Raw genomic sequence first — 20,909 nt, forward strand, 5'->3', positions numbered from 1 at the left:
TGCGCGGTGGTGGACGCCGAGGTGCAGTCGGCAGTAGGACGTGCGCTGAAACTGCTACAGCGCAATGATATTGAGGACAAGACATAATCGGCGTTGCTGCAACACCTCAGGCAATCATTGCCGGTGATCTTCGGATCGGCTGATGTGCGTCCGTCGATGCCCTCTTGCCAATTCGGTGACTCTGTCAGCGTCGGGGAGGGCATCGACCCCGTCGATCAGGATCGTTGGCGATCCTGCGAACGGCACCGCCGCGGCCTCGTCGCTGGTGGTCAACAGTCGATACGTGACTGCGACGTCGACCAGGCCGCTGTCGGCCAACGCTTCATCCACGCGTGCGCCTGCTCCTTCGGAGTTCGGGCACTGATCCACATGCAGAATCTCGATGTTCACATGCTCATTGTCGTCACTGACACAAAAACGTGCCCCGTCTGACCAGACGATCGAACAGGGCGCTCTCTTCGTGTCTTCGCCAGCAGTGTTGCGACTGCCCAGGAATCCAGGCTTCGTGATGTGGCCATTTCGTGTGCCTGGAGCGGGTTGGTGCCGACCCAACCTCGAAGTCGGGCCTGATCACGTCCGGCGCACAGTCGGAGGTGGCTTGGTTGCACCGTCGTCGACCACCACTTGTGGCTACGCCGCAAGGCCCGGCAAAAGGGCCGTCCGCGTTTTGCATGTTTTGCGGAACTCTAGAAGTACCGCGAAGGCCGCCGCCGCTAGTGCTGGACCTGCGAAGATCCAGACAACCGAGCGCCGACGAGCGGTAAACACCCTAGGTTAGTTGGTTGGCTCCTGATCGGGTCGACTTGATGACGTTCGAGCATGAGTGGCCGGCGAAGTTCGCCGCAGCCGTAGCCGGTGGCGAAAAGAGCTTCGACGGTTTTTCCGGCGAGAAGCACCTGTCCAGGATCGATGGCGCATGCGGGCCATCCGGATGTGGCTCGAGAAGTGCGGGAGCCGGTCTTGTAGCGCCGGTTGATCGTCTTGGCGAGAGCGTGTACACCGAAAGTGCTTTAAAGTGCGGCGAATTACGTCGTGGATGTTGCGACGCCCCCGACAACTTCACCGACCACAACCAGATCAGGCGGGGGCAGGTCCTCGCCAACCGCCCACGCCTTGAGGTAACCGCAGTGCATGTAGTATCTTTTGTGGACATTTGTCGCCAAATATGTTGGTGCACAATTGAACACGTGGAAGATCTGCTTGCCGGGGTCGACAGGTGGCCGATCCGGCGACGCGGATTATTGGCCGCCTTGCCGGACAATCTGCCGCACTTGCATCGCTTCGAATGAGGGTTCGACACCGACCGTGGAACCGTCCGAGGCGGGCTGACCTTGCCCTGCAATTCCGACTCCGTTGAAGGCCCGTCGACAGGATCAAAGATGCTCAAACGGCAGATGTGAGGGAGAGCTGGATGCGACCTCCACTGCAAAACGAATACTCCTCAGCGACTGATGCATTCAGAAACAATCACGGGAGGTCTGCCAGAAACAGGTTTCGGCCGCAGATCATAAAAACTGGTTGGTATGGCTGTCTCTCGCTAAACTTTGCTCCATGGGAACTGTGTTCGCGATGTCGTTACCGGGACTGCTGGTACTTCTCGTCGTCTTTGCAGCGGCCGAGACGCTGTGGAACCGGCTCACCGGTGGCCGGGTGTTGCCGTGGAATCGTGGACGTGCGACGCGACCGGTCTCGGCTGCTGGGTTCGAAGAGGTCGCTGCGTTATTTCAGGGATCCAAGCATCACGAGTTCGAGCAACGGCAGAGTGCGTTGATGCATCGGGAAGACGGGTCCGACGGTGATCCGCCATGGGTGTTCGTCGATCCGGAATCCAACAAAGTCGTCCTTCGGAGGCCAAGCTGAGGGTCGAAAGGCCTTGGAGCTCAAGTCTTCACTGGTGTAGCGGCAGCTTATGTCAAGCTAAATGTGCCGGGCGTTTCAGGAATCGGGAAGAGCGGTCGCCGCGTCTCTGATGGATGCGATCACCTGGAAGTGCGTGAGAAAGTGTGATTGCCCTCTGAAGTTCAAAGAAGCCGGCTGCTGGCCACTGCGCACTGTCACCGATTCCTGGGTCTACCCGCTACCCGAAGGGATCAACGTCGCTGACGACAGTGACGTACTTGGCACGATGACCTTCGAAAAATACGCCGCGCTGACCGGTGCCCAGACGCGCGAAGGACGATGATGGTCGATCAGGTTCACTTGCTATCTCCGAAGATGTTCTCGAGGGGGCGCTCGATCAGCCGATGTCCGAGGTTGTGGCTACGGCTGCTGTGGCCAAGGTTCTCGGGTACGACCGTATAGTTGTCGGGCGTTCCACCAAGGCTCCTGACGCCGCAACCCGACACAGGCTCAGGCACTCGATACCACCGTAGCTTCGTACCGGGTCTCAGACATCCGCGAGTTCGTGAGCGTCGAAGTCCCGATACCGAATTGGCAGCTGTCTTCGAACGTTTCCACGAAAACCCGTATGCATCTGTTGTTGCTTCGCAGGTACTGCGGATGGGTGAGAATCTGTCTATTCCAGCTGCCCTCGATGTTGAGTCCCTGGTTTACTCGACGCTACTGGGCCCCTGACTTTCGGCGGTGGCTGGGCGGACGCGGACCGAGGCCGCTGCCGCCCCCGGTGCCGCAGGAGCCTGTGTTGATCGATCGCCGTGATGCGTTGTTGCACATCACTCTCAACCGGCCGGAGCGGCGGAATGCCTACGGTGCACAGGTGCGCGACGGACTGGGGGCAGCTCTGCAACTTGCACTGATGGACACCAGGATCGAAAGGGTTCTACTCGACGGAGTCGGTCCGTCGGTCTCAGCGGGCGGCGATCTGGACGAATTCGGGACTAATCCGGATCTGGCTGTCGCACAACTGATTCGGACCCGTGCGGGTGCAGCGCGTTTGATGGCTAGGCTGGCCGATTGACTCGAGGTGCGAGTATACGGAAGCTGTGTCGGTGCCGGGATCGAAGTGCCGGCGTTTGCGCACGCCATCCGTGCTCATCCAAGTACGGTGTTCCGGCTCCCGGAGTCCGGAATAGGGCTTGATTGCGGGAGACGATGGCACAGTGCCAATTCCGCGTAGGATCGGGTGCTGACGTGCTTATCGCTTGTTTGTTTCCGGCACTGCGATCAATGCAGATCGTGCATACGAGTGGGGACTGATCGATCAGATTGACACCGAGTAGTTCGCTGTCGATGCAGATTCTCGAACACTGTGGCAATTGCTCACGACGGTTGAAAACGGGTTCTGGCTCATTTTCCGTAGCCGATTCCGAATGTGTCAGTCGCTGAATAATATTCGTTTGCGGAGCGGGTCGAGTCCAGCGCGTCCGCACATCTGCCGGTTGAGTATCTTGATACGGGTCACTCAGTCGGTGCAGTGTGAGGCGCAGTGAGAGGAAGAAGTGGTCGCGCCTTCCGGCGACAACGTCTTGGCGACGATGCCCCGGTGGGCGTTCACACCGCATTAGGCGCTGTATGTAGACAGGCCGCGTCACCTCCATGTCGGCAGCTCCCTGGCGAGCGTTCTTACACTCGCGGAGGATTGCCGCAAGAGAGCCTCCGACCGTGGCGTCTGGACTGCCTCCTTGTCGATTGACTCGTGAGTCGCGAGGATTCGGCTCCCACTGCGAATGGATGAACATCATGCCAAATGCAACTCCCGGAATCAGTGGGTAGTTGACAATTAATATATATACGTATAGTCAGAAGGAAGCGTAGTGTAGCTCGCCGTATCTCGTAAACCCTGATATTTTGGCTATCTATACGGGCTTTCATACGACAAAAGGTGACGCAAATGTCAGATTTGCTAAAAGGTCGGAAGGTTATCATCACCGGAGGTGCAAGTGGGATGGGAGAGGGGCTGGTCCGGGCGTTCCCGTCACTCGGTGCGAAGGTGGTCTCGTTGGACCTGACTGCTGAAGCGGGTTCATTGATCGCGCGAGAAGCGGGGGCCCGTTTTATTGCGTGCGATGTTTCTCGAAAAGATTCTGTTGACGAGGGATTTTCCGAAGCGGTGAAGCACCTCGGCGGTCTGGATGTGCTGATTCATGCCGCGGGTGTTGCTCCAGGTGGAGCTGCGGAAGATATTGCGGTCGATACCTGGACCAAGGTCATGTCGATCAATGCCACCGGAACATTTTTGACCAATCAGGCAGCATTCAATCATCTTCGGGAATCTGGTGGTCGGATCATCAACTTCGCTTCTGCGGCGGGTGTACAAGGACTTGCGAACAAGGCGGCGTACTCCGCAAGCAAGGGCGCGGTTGTCGCTTGGACTCGGACAGTGGCGCAGGAATGGGCAAAGTACGACATCACAGTTAATGCCATAGCCCCTGCAATCTGGACGCCGATGTACGACAAGACCCGAGCCTCCATGACCCCGGAACAGCTGGATGCGCACGACAAGCACATGCTGCAAGCTGTGCCGATCGGCGGCAGGCTCGGCGATGTGGATCGGGACTTTGTGCCGGTGCTCGCCTTCCTCTCGGGTGAGGGTTCGCGATTTATGACAGGCCAGGTCTTCCCTGTGGACGGTGGCACCTTGATGATGCGATAGATCGGCAATGCCGGCGTGTCTCGACGGTTCAGATGTCGAGTGTGGCAGCACTATTGCGCTGCTAGAGATCCGTGGCTCCTCGTATCGAAATGGTGCGGCCGAGGCTGTCGACTCAGCGGCCAAGAGCATCTAACGTTGATGTCACTTATGTGTGGGGTTGGTTGACGCTCGGCACGTCGCCACCCGATTAGCCTCGAGGAGAGTGTGGAAGTGTCGATTGAACAACAGCAATGCATGGTGGTGTGTGCGAGCCACAGTCCGGGTATGGAACGGGACGTGGAACGGATGTACGGAACAGAATTCCGGGAGGGACTGTCTCGAGCGAGGCAGATTGTCGAGGAGTTTGACCCTGACTACATTGTCCTTTTCGGTGGCGACCATCGCCGCGCCTTCCGGCACGTCGTGCCGACTTTCGGTGTTGCGCTGTCGGCCGGGATCATGGCGGAGGCGGGGCACGAGGCTGCTGGCCTCGCCGTTCCGCAGGAACTCGCAAGGGAGTTGGCCGAGCATCTCCTCGAATCGGGGATCGACATCGCAGTATGCCGGGATATCGAACTCGACCATGCATTTGCTCAGCCGCTGCGGGACTTGACGGGCGCTCTCGGCCGCTATCCGGTTATTCCCGTCGCGATCAACTGTGCGACCGCACCCCTACCTCGAGCGGAGCGGGTTCTTGCATTGGGTGATGCGGTCGGACGCTTCCTTGATTCGAAGAGTGGTCGGGTGCTGGTGATCGGTACCGGCGGGCTGTCCCACTCTCCTCCGAGCCTCGAGTTGGATACCTACGACATAAGCGATGCAGAACGTGCTCGGATTATCGCTGAAGGCTCCGAGGCTGCTCGCAAGAAGATCAAGCCTGCCTGGGACGCAGCCTTCCTCGAAGCCGTCCGGACTGCGGATCGCGAGGCGCTCGTTGCCTTGACCGATGACGCGCACTCGAATGCGGGGGCCGGCGCGAACGAAGTGCGGACTTGGCTCGCAGCTTCTGCTGCAGGCGGCGGCGTTGGACTGGAACTGTTGGCGTATCAGCCTGTGGAGGAATGGATTACAGGCATGGCGGTGGCAGTTTCTCGATAGTGCGTGGCTGTGCGGGGAGAGAGACGCTGTTCGTCTCTCTCCCCGCACAGCCATCCGCTACATCAGGTGTTTCGTTTTTCTGTCATCTCACGTCGGTTACGGGGATGGAACCGCCGGTGATCGCAGCGCCGCGATCGGAGAACAAGAACTCGACAACCTCGGCGATGCTGGAGGGCTGAGCCCATCCCTTCCGATCCGAATCCGGCATCGATGTACGGTTTCCGGGCGTATCGATCACGAACGGCAGAAGTGCGTTGACGCGAATGTGATCGTCGATGTATTCCAGTGCGAGGGTCTCGACCAATGCGACGACCGCAGCCTTCGAGGAAATGTACGCGGCTGCTCCGGCAAAGGGCCGTCGCGTTGCTGCCGCCGACATGCAAATGACGGATCCGCCGCCGCCACGAATCAGGTAGGGGAGTGTAGCCTGGGTCACGGTGTAGGCGGTCCGAACATTCAAGTTCATCTGAGAATCCAATACGCCCACCGGCGATTCGTGCACGCGTTGACCGGAAGTGAAGCCGCCGACCAGGTTTGCCACAGCAAACAAGGGAGCAGAGGATTCTTCGCCGGCGATGGAGACAGCTTTCTCCAGGTCGAGTTCATCGGAGAGATCGGCCTCGACCAGAACGAGGTTGGGATGCTCGTCGAGACGTGAAAGTTCTTCACGGACGAGCCATGGAACCACCACTCGCCATCCGTTCGCGAGGAGGCGCTTGGTGACGGCAGATCCGAGCCCTCCTGTGCCACCGGTTACCAGGGCGGTGCGTGTCGGCGTCATTACTTGCCCTGCCAGACCGGCTGACGCTTCTCGGCAAAGGCGAGTGGGCCTTCCTTTGCATCAACAGAGAATGCAATGGCGGGAAGTTCGGCCGAGGTCATGTCCCAACCATCCTGTTCGCCGGGGCGATCTCCATTGTGACTTTGGGCCAACGCGATTCGTTTGTGTGCTTGCACAGCTAGGGGTGCGTTCGCAGCGATAACCTGTGCGAGTTCGAGGGCGGTATCGAGTACCTGCTCGGCTGGTACCACGCGGTTGATCAGATGAAGATCTAGTGCGCGTTGTGCGGTGATGGAGTCGCCCGTCAACAGCAGTTCCATCGCCACGGTCGGAGGGAGCTTCGCAGCGAGACGGAATGCGCCGCCGGCGCCGGCGATCAGTCCGCGTTTGACCTCCGGAAGACCGAAGATTGCGGTGTCTGCGGCAACTACGAGATCGCTCGCCAGGACCAGTTCCGTTCCACCGCCGAGAGCTGGCCCGTTCACAGCGGCGATTGTGGGCTTACTGATCGCATGGGAGACGTAGCCCGCGAGACCCCACTTCTCTCGTCCCTCAGGAATTACCTTTTCGCCGCGAGTCATTGCTTTGAGATCGGCACCGGCGCAAAATGCCTTGTCACCCGCTCCGGTCAGCACGACGACACGAACCTCCGGATCGTTCTCGGCCATTTCGAGGGCGTCACCGACTTGAATGCACATCTCGGCATTGACGGCATTGCGCGCGGCCGGTCGGTTGAGCGTAATGAGCATGACGTTGCCGCGACGCTCGATCAATGCGGGTGGGGCTGCAGGAGTGGATGATTCGGTGGTTGTCATTGTTTCCTTTTCTGATCGAGGTCGGAGGGAGAAGCTGGATGCATGTCACTCCGAATGTGATTGCCAGATATCTCGTGCGTTGACAGCTTCGGTAGAGGGTGGCGTCGGCTGACGGGGCGGTGTACGCGAGAATCTCGGTGTCGGAAGCGGTTGGATGACACCGTCGATTTTCGCGAAAGATTCGCGTGCGACGAAGTGCGGGTCATCAGGCGCTTCGGCGAAACTCAGCACGGGAGTGACACAGGCGTCGAGATCTTCGAATTCAGCTGTCCACTGGGCTCGGCTCCGGGTGCGGAATTGTGCTGCAATCGACTTGCGCAACTCTGGCCAGCGAGCTCGATCACTCTGTGCGGGAAGCACGTTGGGATCGAGGTCTAGCACGTCCAGAAGGTCTGCATAGAATTGGGGCTCGAAGGCTCCGACTGCCATGAAATTGCCGTCGGAACACTCATAGGTGTCCCAGAACGGGCAGCTGCCGTCTACAAGATTCTCGCCTCGTGCGTCCGACCAACCACCGTCCGCGCGCATCGACCAGGCATGCTGCGCCAGCAGTGCGGCACCTTCGGCCATCGAGACGTCGATTACTTGACCCTGCCCGGAGGTTTTGCGCTCCCACAAAGCGGACAGGATTCCCGCTACCAAGAACATGGAGCCACCGCCGAAGCCTGCGATGATGTTCAACGGCGGGATAGGGCGATCGTCAGCGCGGCCCATCGAGTGGAGGATTCCGGTTGGTGCGAGGAAATTTATGTCGTGGCCAGCTTTGTGTGCGCGTGGTCCATCCTGGCCCCACCCTGTAACGCGGGCGTAAACCAGAGCGGGATTGCGATCACGCACCACAGTCGGTCCGATACCGAGGCGTTCCGTGACTCCTGGGCGGTAGCCCTCTATGAGTACGTCAGCGCGTTCGGTGAGATCGAGGATCTGCTCTATGCCGTTGGTGGACTTGAGATTTGCTTCGACCACTCGACGGCCGCGGTGCAGTTGATTGCGACTGTCAGTATCCGCTGTCAGCTCTCCGGGCCGTTGTACGCGTAGGACGTCCGCTCCCAGGTCCGCGAGGATCATGGCAGCGTGCGCACCGGGTCCGATACTTGCCAACTCGAGGATTCGTAGACCGTCCAGCGGGCCGTGCGGTGGCGTCACTCGATCATCTCCACACCGCGTTCGCGGCCACCGCTCTGCGAGGCGGGGCCGACGGTATGGCAGTGGGGGTACGGGAAAATGTGGGTGCAGGTGTGGGCTGCACGACGCCGTCGATTTCGGCGAACACTCCGCGGTCAACCATGTGCGGATCCTGTTCAGCTTCGGTGAAGGTGAGTACGGGGGTCACACAGGCGTCTATTCCAGAGAATATCTCCGACCATTCATCGCGATTGCGCGATGCGAACTCGCCAGCGAAGAGTGTGCGCATACGCGGCCACCCCTCTGGATCTCGTTGCGGTCCTAGTTCTTCGGAGGAGAAGCCGAGAACCCTGATCAGTTCGGCATAGAACTGTGGCTCTAGTGCGCCGACGGCGACGTACTTACCGTCCGCGCACTCGTATGTGTCGTAGAACGGTGCCGAACCATCGAAGATGTTGGTACCGCGTTGATCCGACCATTGACCCGTACCTCGCATGGACCACAACAGGTGTGCCAGCGCAGGCGCTCCGTCGACCATCGCGGCATCGATCACCTGTCCTCGACCTGATGACTGTCGTTCGACAAGTGCCGAGAGTATGCCCACGACAAGGAACATCGACCCGCCGCCGAAGTCGCCGAAAAGGTTGAGCGGTGGTACTGGTCGTTCCCCTTCTCGACCTACTGCATGGAGGAGGCCCGTGAGTGAGATGTAGTTGAGGTCGTGCCCGACGTCTTGGGCTCGCGGTCCGCTCTGACCCCAGCCGGTCACCCGTCCGTAGATGAGGCGCGGATTACGTGCGTGCGTCACGTCGGGACCGAGTCCCATTCTCTCGCTCACACCAGGACGGAAGCCCTCGATGAGTACATCTGCGCGTTCAACCAGTTCCAGTACGGAATCGATGCCTTCCTTGCTCTTGAGGTCGGCTTCGACGATCGTGCGGCCACGTAGCTGCTGGCTTGAAATGCTGTCAGCGGTGGCAAATTGTCCGAATCTCTGGATCCGCACCACGTCGGCACCTAGATCCGCGAGAAGCATCGCCGCATGCGGTCCCGGACCCATCCCGGCCAGTTCGATGACGCGGATCCCGTTCAATGGTCCCTGCGGAGTGGGGGTAACAGATACTGATGGGTGTGCGGTGGGCACTGCGTCTCCTTGTCGAGCGGTTGGGGCTAGTCGCTCGAAGGCAGTGGCTTCGCGGTCTTGAGCTCGAGGGCAGTGTCTCCGAGTGCGACGCTACCTTCTCCAGGCTTGGTCACGAGCACTTCGATGGTGTTTGAGGCGTCGATGTACCTCTTGCCGAGTTGTGTTCCACCCTTGAAGTTTTCGGCGATTGCAAGGCCCTCGGCAGGAGACTCCGAAAGTTCGAGCATCGGATGCCCGCCGCAATTGAGAGCGTCGTCCGAGCTACCAGCTCGAACAACAATGACCTCGGTGGTGCAGGCCTGGCTTCGCAGACGCGCTCCGGTCTTCAGCATGATGTGTTCCTTTCAGCAGTTCGTACTGTTCGGCTGTTTAGACTGTGGTCTGTTCGAGTGACGCGAGTACGTCCGCGATGATGTCTCTTCGCAGTATCTTTCCGGTTAGCGTGCTCGGCAATTCACTCCGAAAGACAATGCGGTCCGGGGTACGCGAACCGCGCAGTTGTGCGCGGACGTACTCACGAAGAGCTTCCGGATCGGGCACTTCACCAGGTTCGAGCACGACCGTGGCGACAATTGCCTGGCCCCAACGTGTGTCTGGAATTCCGACGACGGCGACCGAGCGAACGTGGGGATGATGGATGAGCACATCTTCGATCTCTGCAGGCGCAATGTTCTCGCCACCTCGAATGATCGTGTCGTCATTGCGTCCGACGACGAAGATGAAGCCCTCATTGTCCAGATACGCGAGGTCGCGGGTAGGGAACCAACCGTTGGCGTCGAGGACCGAACCGCTGCCCATGTACTCGCCGGACACCTGTGCGCCTCGTACCCACAGTTCGCCCTGCTCGCCGGTGTTAACGGGCTTGTCGTTGCAGTCTCGAATCTCGATTTCGATACCGGGGACGGGCAGACCGATGGAGCCGAGCCGAGCTTTGACTGTGGGATCGTCACTTTCGATGGCATTGCGGTGATCGTCGGGCCCGAGTAGTGCAATGGTGGAGCTGGTTTCGGTTAGCCCGTACGCGTTGACGAAGCCGACGTTCGGGAAGGCGCGGAGCGCGGCTTCGAGGGTGGGACGGGGCATCCGAGCTCCACCGTAGGACAACGACTTCAAGGTAGGGATGTCCGCTCCCGCTCCCTCGAGGTGGTCGACAATTAGATCGAGCATTGTCGGGACGACCATGGCTGATGTCGCACCCTGCGAGCGAGCTACTTCGGTCCAGCGCTGAGCGTCGAAATGCGGCAGATAGATCATTCGCCTGCCTGCATAGATGTTGGTGAGAATTGTGCCCATCCCCGCGACATGGTATGGAGGGACGCTGATTAACGCCCCGTCCGATTCTTCGGCAGAACCGTAGTCGACCGTGCTCATCACGTAGCTCAATAGATGACTGTGGCGGAGTACGACGCCCTTGGGCTCGGAAGTTGTTCCGCTGGTGAACAGAACGATCGCTGGAGCATCAGGATCTACGTCTGAGGCAGATGCAGGCTGTTCGACAAGTGCTCGTGCTTTGACGAAGAAATCATCAGTGGTGATAACCGGCGCGGACGAAGCCCCCACAGTCGCAACGTATTCACCGTCGACGACGACGAGGGCACCCTCGACTCGGTTGATCAGATTGTGCAGTGCGGTACTGCTCAACCGATAGTTGACAGGAGTGAACGGAATGCCTGCGTATGCGGCGGCGAAGAGAAGTGTGGGTAGTTCCAGCCCGGATCCGCCGAGGAACACGACGCTCTTCGCGCCGGACTCGATGAGCGCACTGCCAGCGCCGGCCACCAGGTCGGCAAATTCTTGGTATGTGAGCGAGGCGTCGTCGACGGAGATTGCGGTGCGGTCCGGGTTTCCGGATGCCGCCATCTCCAGGATCAGGGAAATACTCATTGTTCGTTTCCGATCGGCGTTTTCTCGAAGGGTCGAGGAGGTGGAGCAGCTCTGGTCAAGGGAGGCAGGCCTACAGCAGGAGGGTCGAGGTCGGATCGGCCTAGCTTCGCCTCACCACCGGCGTAGCTGGCGGTGTTGACGGGTGTAGCTATGACTTGATTCACTTTCCAAGAACGATAAGCCATGTTCTGACATCTTGTCTACAAAACTAGTGAGTGAATCTTTTTTCCGAATGCTTGGCCTTCGTTTCGGGTAGACGCCAAGTCAATGCTGGCGTTTCGCCCGTTCTTCGAAGCAATCTGCCGATCACCCTGTTGCGGGTGTCGATGATTGGATAGCCTCTATCTGACATTGCAGGTCATTTTTAGTGTGGCTGACTATGCAAGGCAGTTCGCGGTGCCGATCCAGGTCCGCTCAATCGAAAGGTAGTCCGCCATGGCTTTGGCGATCTCGGAGGAACACAAGGACTTGGCCGACGTGGCAGCGTCCCACCTCTTGCGGCAGAAGGCGCTCCAGGCGGCGCGTGAGACGCTTGAGTCCGTCTCGGTGGACCTGCCCGATTTTTGGACGGCCACTGCCGACCTAGGTTGGTTAGGTCTCCATCTGCCGGAGCAGTACGGCGGATCCGGATTCGGCCTCCCCGAAGTTGCGGTGGTTCTGGAGGCGCTTGGCCATGCGGTCGCGCCCGGTCCTTTCCTGCCGACAATGGCGGCGTCAGCGATCCTCGCCTATGCGGGTTCGGAGCAGGTGTGCGCGGAATTGTTGCCGGCATTGGCAGATGGAAGTGTTGTCGGCGCAGTCGGACTCTCGGCCGGGTTGGTGCTGGATTCGGACGGAGTTCTCAGTGGTGAGAGTCGCGCCGTATTGGGGGCTCCGCAGGCCAAGGTCCTGGTACTGGCGCTTGGCGATGACATGGTCGTTCTCGATTCGGATGCAGACGGTGTGTCGGTGGTGACTCAGCAGGGTCTGGACTCCACCCGCAGTATCGGGCGGGTCACGATCAGCGGTGCGGTGGTACCGGCTGCTCGGATATTGAAGGGTGCAACACGCGCAGCGACCACACTCTTCCGCATTCTGGCCTCAGCGGAGGCCGTGGGCAGTTCGCTTGCTTGCGTTGAGATGGCCACTGAATACGCCAAGACAAGAGAACAATTCGGCCGCACGATCGGCACATTCCAAGCTGTCAAGCATCACTGCGCCAACATGCTCATTGATGCTGAGATGACCGTCGCTGCGACGTGGGATGCTGCGCGCGCCACAGACATCGACGGCGCGTGGTTCGCGGCGGCGGTGGCTGCATCGCATGCTGCGCGCGCACAGGTGAAGACGGCAAGGCTGAACATTCAGCTTCACGGAGGAATTGGATTCACGTGGGAACACGATGCGCACCTGTACTTGCGGCGGGCCGATTCCATCGCGGCGGTACTCAGCGAGGGGCATGAGCCGCTCCTCGACATCGTCTCAGCTTACCGCGCCGGTGAAGCGCAAGGCGCATCGTTCGAATTACCTTCTGAGGCAGACGATTTCCGCAAGACGGCCCGCGCTGCCGTCGAGTGCCTACGCGCCTTGCCCGAGTCCGAGCAGCGAGACTACTTGGTGGACAGTGGTTATCTCGTCCCACACTGGCGCAAGCCGTGGGGTCGTGAGGCAGGTGTCATCGAGCAGTTGGTGATCGAGGAAGAGTTCGACGGCGTTGACTTACCTGATCTCGGCATCACCGGATGGGTCAACCTCACGATCTCGCAGGAAGGAACTGAGGCACAGAAGGATCGGTGGATTGATCCCGTCCTTCGCGGAAAGTCCAACTGGTGTCAGTTGTTCAGCGAGCCGGGTGCAGGTTCGGACGCCGCCGCGGTGCGTACTGCCGGCAAGAAAGTAGAGGGAGGCTGGCGTGTAACGGGTCAGAAAGTCTGGACCAGTGCAGCTTTGGGATGTGAGTGGGGTCTTGCGACTGTCCGTACCGATACCGAGGCGTCCAAGCATGCGGGTGTGAGCATGATGGCCATCAAGCTCACCGCTCCCGGCGTCGAGATTCGGCCGCTACGAGAAATCACCGGCGACGAGTTGTTCAACGAGTTGTTCTTCGACGATGTGTTCGTCCCGGACGAAGACGTCGTGGGCAGTGTGGGTGAAGGCTGGAAGGTTGCGCGCGCAACGCTCGGAAACGAGCGCGTGTCTATCGGAGGGGGCAGCGGATCGATCAAGTTTACGAGTACTGAACTGATGAAGCTGCTTGACAGCACGGATCGCACGGGCGTCGAACATGAGGTGGGCGAGGTGCTTGCAGAGGCGCACACCTTGCGTCTGCTGAACTTGAGGCAGGCTGCGCGCGCGATCATCGGTTCCGGTCCGGGGCCCGAGGCCAACGTAACCAAGCTGTTGAAAGCAGAGCATTCGCAACGGATTACAAACCTCGGAATGAAACTGGCAGGTACGGCGGCTATTGTCGGTGAGACATCCGAACTCACCTACGAGTACCTGTTCACGAGATGCTTGACGATTGCCGGTGGTACATCGGAGATTATGCGAAACACCATTGCCGAACGGTTGCTGGGGCTTCCGCGCGATCCGCTGACTCGCTGACTTGAAGAGAGGATGTGAAAATGACCGATTTACCACTCGCAGGAGTCACTGTCGTCAGTCTCGAGCAAGCGGTGGCGGCCCCGTATGCCACCCGTCAGCTCGCAGACCTCGGCGCGCGGGTAATCAAGATCGAACGGCCGGATGCAGGTGACTTTGCCCGCGGCTACGACGAGACGGTTCACGGGCAATCGAGTTACTTCGTCTGGTTGAATCGGTCCAAGGAGTCGCTCACCCTGGACGTGAAAGATCCAGAGGGCCTGCGCGTCTTGGAGGAACTTCTGGCGGAGGCTGACGTTTTTGTTCAGAACCTCGGACCGGGCGCCACTCGGCGGATGGGATTGAGCGCTGAAGATCTCGCATCGACGCACCCGTCACTTATCGTGTGTGACATCTCAGGTTACGGTGCAGACGGTCCGTGGCAGTCCCGCAAAGCCTATGATTTGTTGGTTCAGGCCGAGTCCGGTCTGTTGTCCGTTACAGGATTTCCGGAAGGTGTTGCCAAAGCTGGTATTTCGGTGGCCGACATTGCAGCGGGAAGCTTCGCGTTCTCGGGAATCTTGACTGCGCTCTACACGCGGGCGACAACCGGAACAGCTCGGGCCGTGAGTGTTTCGTTGTTCGAGGCTTTGACAGAATGGATGGGCTCACCCGCCTACTACACGCGATATGGCGGCAACAGTCCGCAGAGGACGGGTGCGCGCCACGCAACCATTGCGCCCTATGGACCGTTCACTGCAGGTGACGGTGGAGTGCTTCTGCTTGCGGTTCAGAACCAACGCGAGTGGGCGACGTTGTGTACCGAAATCCTGTGCTCCCCAGAACTTGTCGATGATCCGAGATTTGCGAAGAACTCGGATCGGGTCACAAATCGCGACGAGCTCGAACGGATCATCACGAAGGGCGTCGCGAGATTTACGGTCGAGGAACTGGCCGCAACCCTTGAAGCCTCGTCGATCGCGAACGCACGGATGAACACAATGGACGAACTGTGGGCGCATCCCGTTCTGAGTGAGCGTAATCGGTGGCGTGATGTAGAAACCCCGAGTGGCGCAATTGCTGCGATGCTGCCGCCCGCCAGTCTGGAAGGGGTGGAAGCGCGGATGGACCCGGTACCGGCGCTCGGGGAGCACAGTGCAGCAATCCTTGCGGAGTTGGGTCGTTCCCCGTCGGACATCGAGAGGCTACGTTCGACTTCCGTAATTTGATCCAGAGCCGACAAAGAAGGAGGGTCTGTATCCGGTAGTGCCGGATACAGACCCTCTTTTCTGTGCCGCGAATGCGACGGGTGCGAGCAGGAGATCCTCTCGTATGTCCTGATCGCCAATTTTGCGGTGACCTACTTAGGTTGGAAGCGGAGTGCGCCGTCGATACGGATAACTTCGCCGTTGAGGTAGTCGTTCTCGGCGATGTGCTGGACCAGTGCCGCGTACTCCGACGGGCTACCCATGCGGTTCGGGAAGGGGACCGTTGAGCCCCAATGCTTCTCGGCTTCGTCACGTTCCATCTTGAAGGCAGGGGTGAAGAATGTGCCTGGGGCGATTGCCATAACGCGGATACCGAGTTTGGTTAGATCGCGAGCGGCGGGCAGTGTGAGTCCGACAACGCCACCCTTAGCTGCTGAATAGGCCGTCTGACCGATCTGACCCTCGAAAGCTGCAATGCTGGCCGTGTTCACGATTACGCCACGGCCGCTGGACGGATCTGCCTCGTTTCTTGCCATGGCGGCCGCTCCCAGTCGGAGCACGTTGAACGTACCGTTGAGGAAGAGATTGACATACCACTGGAATTGTTCGAAGGATGCGGGTTCGCCGTCGCGTCCGACAACCCGGGATGCGCCGGCTCCGCCGCCGTGGGCGTTGACGACGATTCGAAGCGGCGCCAACTCTTGTGCCACGGCGATCGCTGCGTTGACGCTGGCTTCGTCGAGTACGTCGGTATTGACGTAACGAACCTTGTCTCCGAGTTCTACTTCCAGTGCCTTGCCGCGTTCGTCGTTGAGATCGGCGATGACAACTGCAGTTCCGGCGCCTACCAGCTGGCGAACGGTGGCTTCACCGAGACCGCCCGCACCTCCGGTGACCAATGCGGACGCTGTGCTGATATCCATGGTGGTTCCTCTCCTGAATCTGAAACTTAGGGCCTCTAGGAAACGTGCCTCCTTTCAAAATGACATACATGTCAGAAATATTCAATAGAAAAGGGGAGAATGATCTGGATCCGCGGTTGCATTCGCGTGAATTGCCGTTCTAGTACAACAAATCAGCCCGCCAACCGATTGGAGCGACGGCGGGTAGTCAATATGTCTAGACTGTCAGAAATTACTTGGCGTGGCGGAAGAATCCTCGTTGGATGCATGCCACCAAGAGATCGATGGATTCATCTCGTGACAGTGGCTCGGGCAACTCCTGCGAAGCCTGCGGAACACGTGCAATGATGGCGCGGAAAATCATCGCGGACACCTCCGGGTCGAACGGATAGTCGCGTTGACGTGAGGTGAGGACCGACAACAAGGCATCGTCCATTACGGACTGGCCGTACGCACCCAGCTCGGAGACGATGTTGTCGCCTATACTCTTCTCTGCCCAAGCGTCGATCGAACCTGAGTAATGCGAAGAGAACTCGGCGAAACTAACCAGCCACTCGCGGAGTTCCGTTTCATCCGTGGATGTCGGATCGATGTGACGGATTCGTTCGGCATGATCTACAGTCGAAGCGACTGCTTCGGTACTGAGCGCAACCAGCAGGTCCTGTTTCTCGCTGAAGTACTTGTAGAAGGTGCCGCGTGCGAATCCGGCTTCTTCGACGATGTCATCCACGCTCGTGCGGTGGTAACCCTTCTGGCGGAACTGGACCGCCCCTGCTTCTACGAGCGTGCGTACCGTGTTGACGGCGCGCTTGCTCAACCCGCTGATTCGATCGTCGATCGTCAGGCCGTCAGTTGACGGTGGGACCGGCACCTCGATGAAACTCTTGCCCGCGGTGCGAAGTGGCAGACTGCTTAGGACCGAGCCTGGAGTTTCGGGGAACAGGAACAGTTGCAAATACACGGACATGGCGTCGACGATGGACTGGATGTCTCGCCCGTACGCGCGGTCCGTGTGGATGAAGAGATTCATTCTGTGAACCAGAGCAGTTATCGTCATCGCAGCAGCCATCGAATCGAGGCCTTCGACGTTAGAAGACTTGATCCGATCAGCGAGTCGCTGGTTGTATCCGCCAAGGAAGCGGCTGATCTCTGGGCGCACAGCAGTATCCGACGAGGCCACACCCGTCCACTGCACGAACATCGTCGAATATTTCTCGAAGACCCAACTCCACTCGCCGAGCCACCAATTCAAGTTGTCGAATCCCACGTCGGTGGGCCCAAGCGGGCCGATGCGGCGAGCTACGCGGAAGAGGGCGCGCCCGCACTCGTCGAGTAGTTCCAGGAATATCTCGTCTTTGCCGGGAAAATACTGATACAAGGTGGCACGTGAGATATTCGCAGATTTTGCGATCGCATCGACAGAGGTGTTGAAGAACCCGACCTCTGCGAATAGATCCAGCGAGACCTCTACGATCTTGCTGCGTGTGTTGGCGCCCCGACTGCCCACTTCGGGGCTTGACGGGCCGTAGCTTGCTCGGCGGGTGATCGGTGTTTCTGACATCAATGCACATCTTACTGGCTAGTAGGTATAGATCGCGAGATCTACATTGAGGTGGCCACGATTACCGAGTGCGGGCGATCAGGAAATCCGCTGATCCGCTGATCGCAATTCCTCCCGTTTGACGTGTGCAGGTGAGAGTAACCGTAACCAACTCTGCGCCATTCGCGGCAGGTTCGGTCGAGATGACTTCGCCCGTGCAGGTCAAAACGTCCCCGGGCCACACCTGTTCCCGGAATCGGACTGCGAAGCGCCTGACGTTCTCGGCTCCGAGCCAATCCGTCGCAAAAGTCGCGAGCAGTGCCGATTGGTGCATGCCCTGTGAGAACACAGATGGATTTCCTGCTGCGCGAGCAAGAGCGTCGTCGTAGTGCATGGGGTTGAGGTCGCCGGACGCTCCCGAGTAGCGAACGAACATCTGTGTAGTGAGCGGGCCGAACGTGCGAGATTCGGCGGTTGTCCCCACGGTGATGCCGGCGGTGGCGTTAGTCATTTCGTGTTGTCCTTTGCCGCTGTCTCGATGAATGTGCCACGGGCTTCCGCGATCAGTTCACCGTCCGGGGAGTGGAATTCGGTTGCGATCACGGCGAATTTCATTTCCCCACCACGCTTTCCTGGCTTCGCATATCGGTCGATCACCCGTTCTCGAGCAATCAACGTGTCGCCGGCCTTGGGGACAGCACCATGAATGATGTACTCCTGTTCACCGTGGAGAAGTCGCTTGCGCTCGAATCCGAGAGTGATGCGAACTCCTGGGGGCGCCCATTGGGCGGCAGTGATCAAGAATGTCGGAGGAATGACGGCGTCGGGTCCTTGATATGCAGGATTCTCGGATTGCATGGCAGCGGCAAACTCTCGGATTTTTCCGCGTTCGACATGCACCTCCCATTCGCCTCCCACCGCTCCTACGGGTGACGGTGCTGGTGTCGTTCGAGAGCTGATTGTCATGGTGCAGTTTTCCTTTGACGTTGATGTTCGTAGAGATACTGTTCGACGAGCGCTACAGCAGTGGCGGGATATGTTCGCGCGATCTCGGCGTCAAGTCCGTCACGAGTGAGCAGCGACGCGAGTCGGTTCGTTATCAGTGCCAGTACAAATGCGGCCAGCAGGGTGTAGTAACTGATGTCACCGGTGAGTCGTCCGCCCAACTCTTCGTATCGGCGCACAGTTTCGGCGTCGTCGGGGACGCCGGGAAGTCGGGAGAACCCGAGGGATTCACAGAGGTAGCGTTCGAACATCAACCACCAACCCAGATCGATATCAGGGGGGCCTGTTGTCGCGGTCTCCCAGTCGAAGAGTGCCGCAACCGAATGGTCGTCCGCGAATGACATATTCCCGACGCGTGCGTCGCCCCAGACAACACCTTCTGCATTGGTCTTCGGCGTGTAGTCGACCAGTTCGGAAATCGCGCGTGCCAATGCGTCGGTGCCCACGACAAGATCAGGGCGGCATCCTTCGTACCACGCATGCAGGTGGGTGACGTATCGCTGCAGTGCAGTACTTCCGTCGGCGTCATCAAGGTCGCCTCGGAGGAAGGTGAGGTCGTCTGGATCGGAGATACGGTGAACCGCAACGAGTGATTTTAGTGCGTTGTTGCACATAAGCTCTCGCTCTGACGGGGTGAGATCTACTGCCCATCCGCGTTTGTGCCAACTGGGAACGTCCGAGGGCGTGCGACCGTTCACGCGCTTCATCAGATAGAACGGGGCGCCGAGAATGCTCGGATCCCGTTCGGTCAAAACGATTTCGGGAGTTTTCACGTCGTTGTGTCGGCCGAGCATTCGCATGACTTCGGCCTGTCTCACGGCATCGGGTTCGACGAACAGTTGGTGGTCGGAAGCCTGCGTGCGTAGGACGAGGTCTTCGCGGTGGGTTTCGCCGCCGCGTTCGTTCCAGGATGCCGTGAAGAACACCGTTTTTCCGGAATACCCCGCGTCCGGAGCGGAGAACTCCGAGATTTCGAAGTTGCTTTGACCGCTGGGGGCAAGTCGTGAAGGCAGCCATCGCTCGAGGGTTTCGCGGACATCGCCCTCGAGTTGCCCGCGAGTCGCTGTGTAGGCCATGGAGCCTCCTTTTCTTTGGGCCGGGTCGGTCACCGTGGATTGACGGCGACCTGCCGGACCATTCCATTATGTGACCAAGACTGTCAGAATACAGTCATGAATGAGGAAAATTCCAACAATGTCGTTGTCGCCGGCCCCAGCGATGGAGCTGTCGCGCTCGGTAAGCGACTCGGACTCGGTGCGTACACCTTGCCGGGTCGAGTGCCGGATCCTCGCCCAGCTATCGCTCAGGCGGTCGAAGCGGAGCGTCTGGGCTTGGACACACTCTGGCTCAGTGAACGCTGGGGTACCAAGGACTTCGGTGTTCTCGCGGGGGCTCTCAGTCAGGTCACCACGAATATCAAGATTGCCGCTGGCATAACACACTTCCAGTCCCGGCATCCCGCCATACTTGCGTCGCTGGCGATGACGGCGCAGGGTCTCTCCGACGGCAGGATCGTGATCGGCATCGGCCGTTCGGTAGATCAGATGTGGAGTGCCGTCGGCCTGCCTAAATCAACCAACGCGTCGATCATCGACTCGGCAGACATTTTTCGTCGACTCTGTCGGGGGGAGAAGGTGAAGTACGAAGGACCAGCAGGCCGGTACCCGTCTCTCCGCCTCAACGACATTCCGGATATGCCCGCTCCACCGCTCGTCTTTGCAGCTATCGGACCCAAGGGTTTGGAATTGGCGGGCCGTTATTTCGATGGTGTTCTGCTGCACCCCTTTTTGACCCCGGATGCGGTCAGGCGCTCAGTTGACGCCGTGCACGCGGCGGCCTCTGCTGCCGGGCGCAATCCTGATTCAGTGCGGATATACGCGACGGTGGTCGTTGCCTCGGGTCTTGATCCAGAGGAAGAAGCATCGGTGGTCGGTGGCCGCGCAGTGACGTATTACCAAATTCCGACGTTCGGCGAGCAGCTTGCCAAGGTGAACGGATGGGACCCGGAGTTGCTCGCCACGCTGCGTGCGCACCCCCAGCTTTCCGGCGTGAAAGGAGCTGCAGATTCAGTGCGAACGCGAGCGCAGTTGACTGAAGCCGCCCAGGCGCTCCCAGTCGAATGGATCCGTGGTGCAGCGGCGCTCGGATCGCCCGGTGAATGCCGCACCATGTTCGATCGCTATCGAGAGGCCGGAGCTGATGAGTTGGTACTGCACGGCAGCACGCCCGATCAGCTGGGATCTGTGGTGGAGCGAGTCTGAACTGCCCCTTGCCGTAAGGTGACATTACTGCCAGAATCTTGATGGGCGTTGCGTGA

Annotated in this window: 20 protein-coding genes; 8 read left to right on the plus strand and 12 right to left on the minus strand. The window is 59.3% G+C overall.

The window, feature by feature from the left end; all coding sequences use genetic code 11:
* Nucleotides 1-114: 114 nt before the first annotated feature.
* Entirely contained in the window at nucleotides 115-390 is a 276-nt protein-coding gene (locus tag RG2_RS19015) for a hypothetical protein (RefSeq protein WP_051730478.1), read from the minus strand.
* A 1,161-nt stretch (nucleotides 391-1,551) separates the two neighbouring features.
* On the opposite strand from RG2_RS19015, the gene RG2_RS19020 reads away from it, so the two are divergent.
* The 5 genes from RG2_RS19020 (at nucleotide 1,552) to RG2_RS19040 (ending at nucleotide 5,629) form a co-directional block, all read left to right on the plus strand.
* Nucleotides 1,552-1,860 (plus strand): DUF6191 domain-containing protein, encoded by a 309-nt coding sequence (locus RG2_RS19020; protein ID WP_033234298.1) that lies wholly within the window; start codon nucleotides 1,552-1,554, stop codon nucleotides 1,858-1,860.
* Nucleotides 1,861-1,993: 133 nt separating this feature from the next.
* Nucleotides 1,994-2,182, plus strand: coding sequence for a hypothetical protein (locus tag RG2_RS19025; protein WP_133637972.1), 189 nt, complete (start codon nucleotides 1,994-1,996; stop codon nucleotides 2,180-2,182).
* A gap of 459 nt (nucleotides 2,183-2,641) precedes the next feature.
* Nucleotides 2,642-2,917: an enoyl-CoA hydratase/isomerase family protein gene (locus RG2_RS32635; RefSeq protein ID WP_133637971.1), complete on the plus strand. Its 276-nt coding sequence runs from the start codon at nucleotides 2,642-2,644 to the stop codon at nucleotides 2,915-2,917.
* A gap of 873 nt (nucleotides 2,918-3,790) precedes the next feature.
* Nucleotides 3,791-4,552 carry an SDR family NAD(P)-dependent oxidoreductase gene (locus RG2_RS19035; RefSeq protein WP_033234300.1) on the plus strand — a complete coding sequence of 254 codons (762 nt, stop codon included), beginning with the start codon at nucleotides 3,791-3,793 and terminating at the stop codon, nucleotides 4,550-4,552.
* A 234-nt stretch (nucleotides 4,553-4,786) separates the two neighbouring features.
* Complete coding sequence (locus RG2_RS19040) at nucleotides 4,787-5,629, plus strand: 3-carboxyethylcatechol 2,3-dioxygenase (RefSeq protein ID WP_033234410.1); 843 nt, start codon at nucleotides 4,787-4,789, stop codon at nucleotides 5,627-5,629.
* Between the two features lie 82 nt (nucleotides 5,630-5,711).
* On the opposite strand, the gene RG2_RS19045 is transcribed toward RG2_RS19040, so the two are convergent.
* Genes RG2_RS19045 through RG2_RS19070 form a run of 6 tightly spaced genes read right to left on the minus strand, consistent with a single transcriptional unit; the run spans nucleotide 5,712 to nucleotide 11,378 of the window.
* Nucleotides 5,712-6,410, minus strand: a complete 699-nt coding sequence (locus RG2_RS19045; RefSeq protein WP_033234301.1) for an SDR family oxidoreductase — start codon at nucleotides 6,408-6,410, stop codon at nucleotides 5,712-5,714.
* A complete protein-coding gene (locus RG2_RS19050) occupies nucleotides 6,410-7,225 on the minus strand; it encodes a crotonase/enoyl-CoA hydratase family protein (RefSeq protein WP_033234302.1) in 816 nt (271 codons plus the stop codon). Before RG2_RS19050 ends, RG2_RS19045 begins: the two co-directional genes overlap by 1 nt.
* 45 nt (nucleotides 7,226-7,270) lie before the next feature.
* Nucleotides 7,271-8,371, minus strand: a complete 1,101-nt coding sequence (locus RG2_RS19055; protein ID WP_255285227.1) for a CaiB/BaiF CoA transferase family protein — start codon at nucleotides 8,369-8,371, stop codon at nucleotides 7,271-7,273.
* 4 nt (nucleotides 8,372-8,375) lie between these two features.
* Nucleotides 8,376-9,494 carry a CaiB/BaiF CoA transferase family protein gene (locus RG2_RS19060; protein ID WP_051730480.1) on the minus strand — a complete coding sequence of 373 codons (1,119 nt, stop codon included), beginning with the start codon at nucleotides 9,492-9,494 and terminating at the stop codon, nucleotides 8,376-8,378.
* A 26-nt stretch (nucleotides 9,495-9,520) separates the two neighbouring features.
* Nucleotides 9,521-9,826 carry a hypothetical protein gene (locus RG2_RS19065; RefSeq protein WP_033234304.1) on the minus strand — a complete coding sequence of 102 codons (306 nt, stop codon included), beginning with the start codon at nucleotides 9,824-9,826 and terminating at the stop codon, nucleotides 9,521-9,523.
* A gap of 37 nt (nucleotides 9,827-9,863) precedes the next feature.
* On the minus strand, nucleotides 9,864-11,378 hold the full coding sequence (locus RG2_RS19070) for a class I adenylate-forming enzyme family protein (protein WP_033234305.1): 1,515 nt from the start codon (nucleotides 11,376-11,378) through the stop codon (nucleotides 9,864-9,866).
* Nucleotides 11,379-11,813: 435 nt separating this feature from the next.
* Between RG2_RS19070 and RG2_RS19075 the strand changes: the two genes are divergently transcribed.
* Together RG2_RS19075 and RG2_RS19080 are read left to right on the plus strand one after the other, a co-directional pair.
* Nucleotides 11,814-13,961 (plus strand): acyl-CoA dehydrogenase family protein, encoded by a 2,148-nt coding sequence (locus tag RG2_RS19075; RefSeq protein ID WP_033234306.1) that lies wholly within the window; start codon nucleotides 11,814-11,816, stop codon nucleotides 13,959-13,961.
* A 20-nt stretch (nucleotides 13,962-13,981) separates the two neighbouring features.
* A complete protein-coding gene (locus RG2_RS19080; protein ID WP_033234307.1) occupies nucleotides 13,982-15,166 on the plus strand; it encodes a CaiB/BaiF CoA transferase family protein in 1,185 nt (394 codons plus the stop codon).
* Nucleotides 15,167-15,297: 131 nt separating this feature from the next.
* Here RG2_RS19080 and RG2_RS19085 read toward each other — a convergent pair whose 3' ends face one another.
* From RG2_RS19085 to RG2_RS19105, 5 genes are all read right to left on the minus strand, one after another.
* The gene (locus RG2_RS19085) at nucleotides 15,298-16,068 is read right to left on the minus strand and encodes an SDR family NAD(P)-dependent oxidoreductase (protein WP_033234308.1); all 771 of its coding nucleotides are present in this window, start codon (nucleotides 16,066-16,068) and stop codon (nucleotides 15,298-15,300) included.
* Between the two features lie 211 nt (nucleotides 16,069-16,279).
* A complete protein-coding gene (locus tag RG2_RS19090; RefSeq protein ID WP_033234309.1) occupies nucleotides 16,280-17,608 on the minus strand; it encodes a TetR/AcrR family transcriptional regulator in 1,329 nt (442 codons plus the stop codon).
* Between the two features lie 61 nt (nucleotides 17,609-17,669).
* On the minus strand, nucleotides 17,670-18,098 hold the full coding sequence (locus RG2_RS19095) for a MaoC/PaaZ C-terminal domain-containing protein (protein ID WP_033234310.1): 429 nt from the start codon (nucleotides 18,096-18,098) through the stop codon (nucleotides 17,670-17,672).
* Nucleotides 18,095-18,553: an FAS1-like dehydratase domain-containing protein gene (locus RG2_RS19100; protein WP_080711720.1), complete on the minus strand. Its 459-nt coding sequence runs from the start codon at nucleotides 18,551-18,553 to the stop codon at nucleotides 18,095-18,097. The genes RG2_RS19095 and RG2_RS19100 overlap by 4 nt, the downstream gene beginning before the upstream one ends.
* A complete protein-coding gene (locus tag RG2_RS19105) occupies nucleotides 18,550-19,668 on the minus strand; it encodes a phosphotransferase family protein (protein WP_033234311.1) in 1,119 nt (372 codons plus the stop codon). Before RG2_RS19105 ends, RG2_RS19100 begins: the two co-directional genes overlap by 4 nt.
* A 96-nt stretch (nucleotides 19,669-19,764) precedes the next feature.
* Between RG2_RS19105 and RG2_RS19110 the strand changes: the two genes are divergently transcribed.
* Nucleotides 19,765-20,853: a TIGR03857 family LLM class F420-dependent oxidoreductase gene (locus RG2_RS19110; protein ID WP_072782616.1), complete on the plus strand. Its 1,089-nt coding sequence runs from the start codon at nucleotides 19,765-19,767 to the stop codon at nucleotides 20,851-20,853.
* The last annotated feature ends 56 nt before the right edge of the window (nucleotides 20,854-20,909 follow it).

Source organism: Rhodococcus globerulus NBRC 14531 (assembly GCF_001894805.1).
GTDB classification, from domain to species: Bacteria; Actinomycetota; Actinomycetes; order Mycobacteriales; family Mycobacteriaceae; genus Rhodococcus_F; species Rhodococcus_F globerula.

What these genes read in the sequence shown, in the direction of transcription:
- RG2_RS19020 (WP_033234298.1), top strand. Translation starts at nt 1,552, where the DNA reads ATGGGAACTGTGTTCGCGATGTCGTTACCGGGACTGCTGGTACTTCTC.
- RG2_RS19035 (WP_033234300.1), top strand. Translation starts at nt 3,791, where the DNA reads ATGTCAGATTTGCTAAAAGGTCGGAAGGTTATCATCACCGGAGGTGCA.
- RG2_RS19040 (WP_033234410.1), top strand. Translation starts at nt 4,787, where the DNA reads ATGGTGGTGTGTGCGAGCCACAGTCCGGGTATGGAACGGGACGTGGAA.
- RG2_RS19045 (WP_033234301.1), bottom strand. Translation starts at nt 6,410, where the DNA reads ATGACGCCGACACGCACCGCCCTGGTAACCGGTGGCACAGGAGGGCTC.
- RG2_RS19050 (WP_033234302.1), bottom strand. Translation starts at nt 7,225, where the DNA reads ATGACAACCACCGAATCATCCACTCCTGCAGCCCCACCCGCATTGATC.
- RG2_RS19065 (WP_033234304.1), bottom strand. Translation starts at nt 9,826, where the DNA reads ATGCTGAAGACCGGAGCGCGTCTGCGAAGCCAGGCCTGCACCACCGAG.
- RG2_RS19070 (WP_033234305.1), bottom strand. Translation starts at nt 11,378, where the DNA reads ATGAGTATTTCCCTGATCCTGGAGATGGCGGCATCCGGAAACCCGGAC.
- RG2_RS19075 (WP_033234306.1), top strand. Translation starts at nt 11,814, where the DNA reads ATGGCTTTGGCGATCTCGGAGGAACACAAGGACTTGGCCGACGTGGCA.
- RG2_RS19080 (WP_033234307.1), top strand. Translation starts at nt 13,982, where the DNA reads ATGACCGATTTACCACTCGCAGGAGTCACTGTCGTCAGTCTCGAGCAA.
- RG2_RS19085 (WP_033234308.1), bottom strand. Translation starts at nt 16,068, where the DNA reads ATGGATATCAGCACAGCGTCCGCATTGGTCACCGGAGGTGCGGGCGGT.
- RG2_RS19090 (WP_033234309.1), bottom strand. Translation starts at nt 17,608, where the DNA reads ATGTCAGAAACACCGATCACCCGCCGAGCAAGCTACGGCCCGTCAAGC.
- RG2_RS19095 (WP_033234310.1), bottom strand. Translation starts at nt 18,098, where the DNA reads ATGACTAACGCCACCGCCGGCATCACCGTGGGGACAACCGCCGAATCT.
- RG2_RS19100 (WP_080711720.1), bottom strand. Translation starts at nt 18,553, where the DNA reads ATGACAATCAGCTCTCGAACGACACCAGCACCGTCACCCGTAGGAGCG.
- RG2_RS19105 (WP_033234311.1), bottom strand. Translation starts at nt 19,668, where the DNA reads ATGGCCTACACAGCGACTCGCGGGCAACTCGAGGGCGATGTCCGCGAA.
- RG2_RS19110 (WP_072782616.1), top strand. Translation starts at nt 19,765, where the DNA reads ATGAATGAGGAAAATTCCAACAATGTCGTTGTCGCCGGCCCCAGCGAT.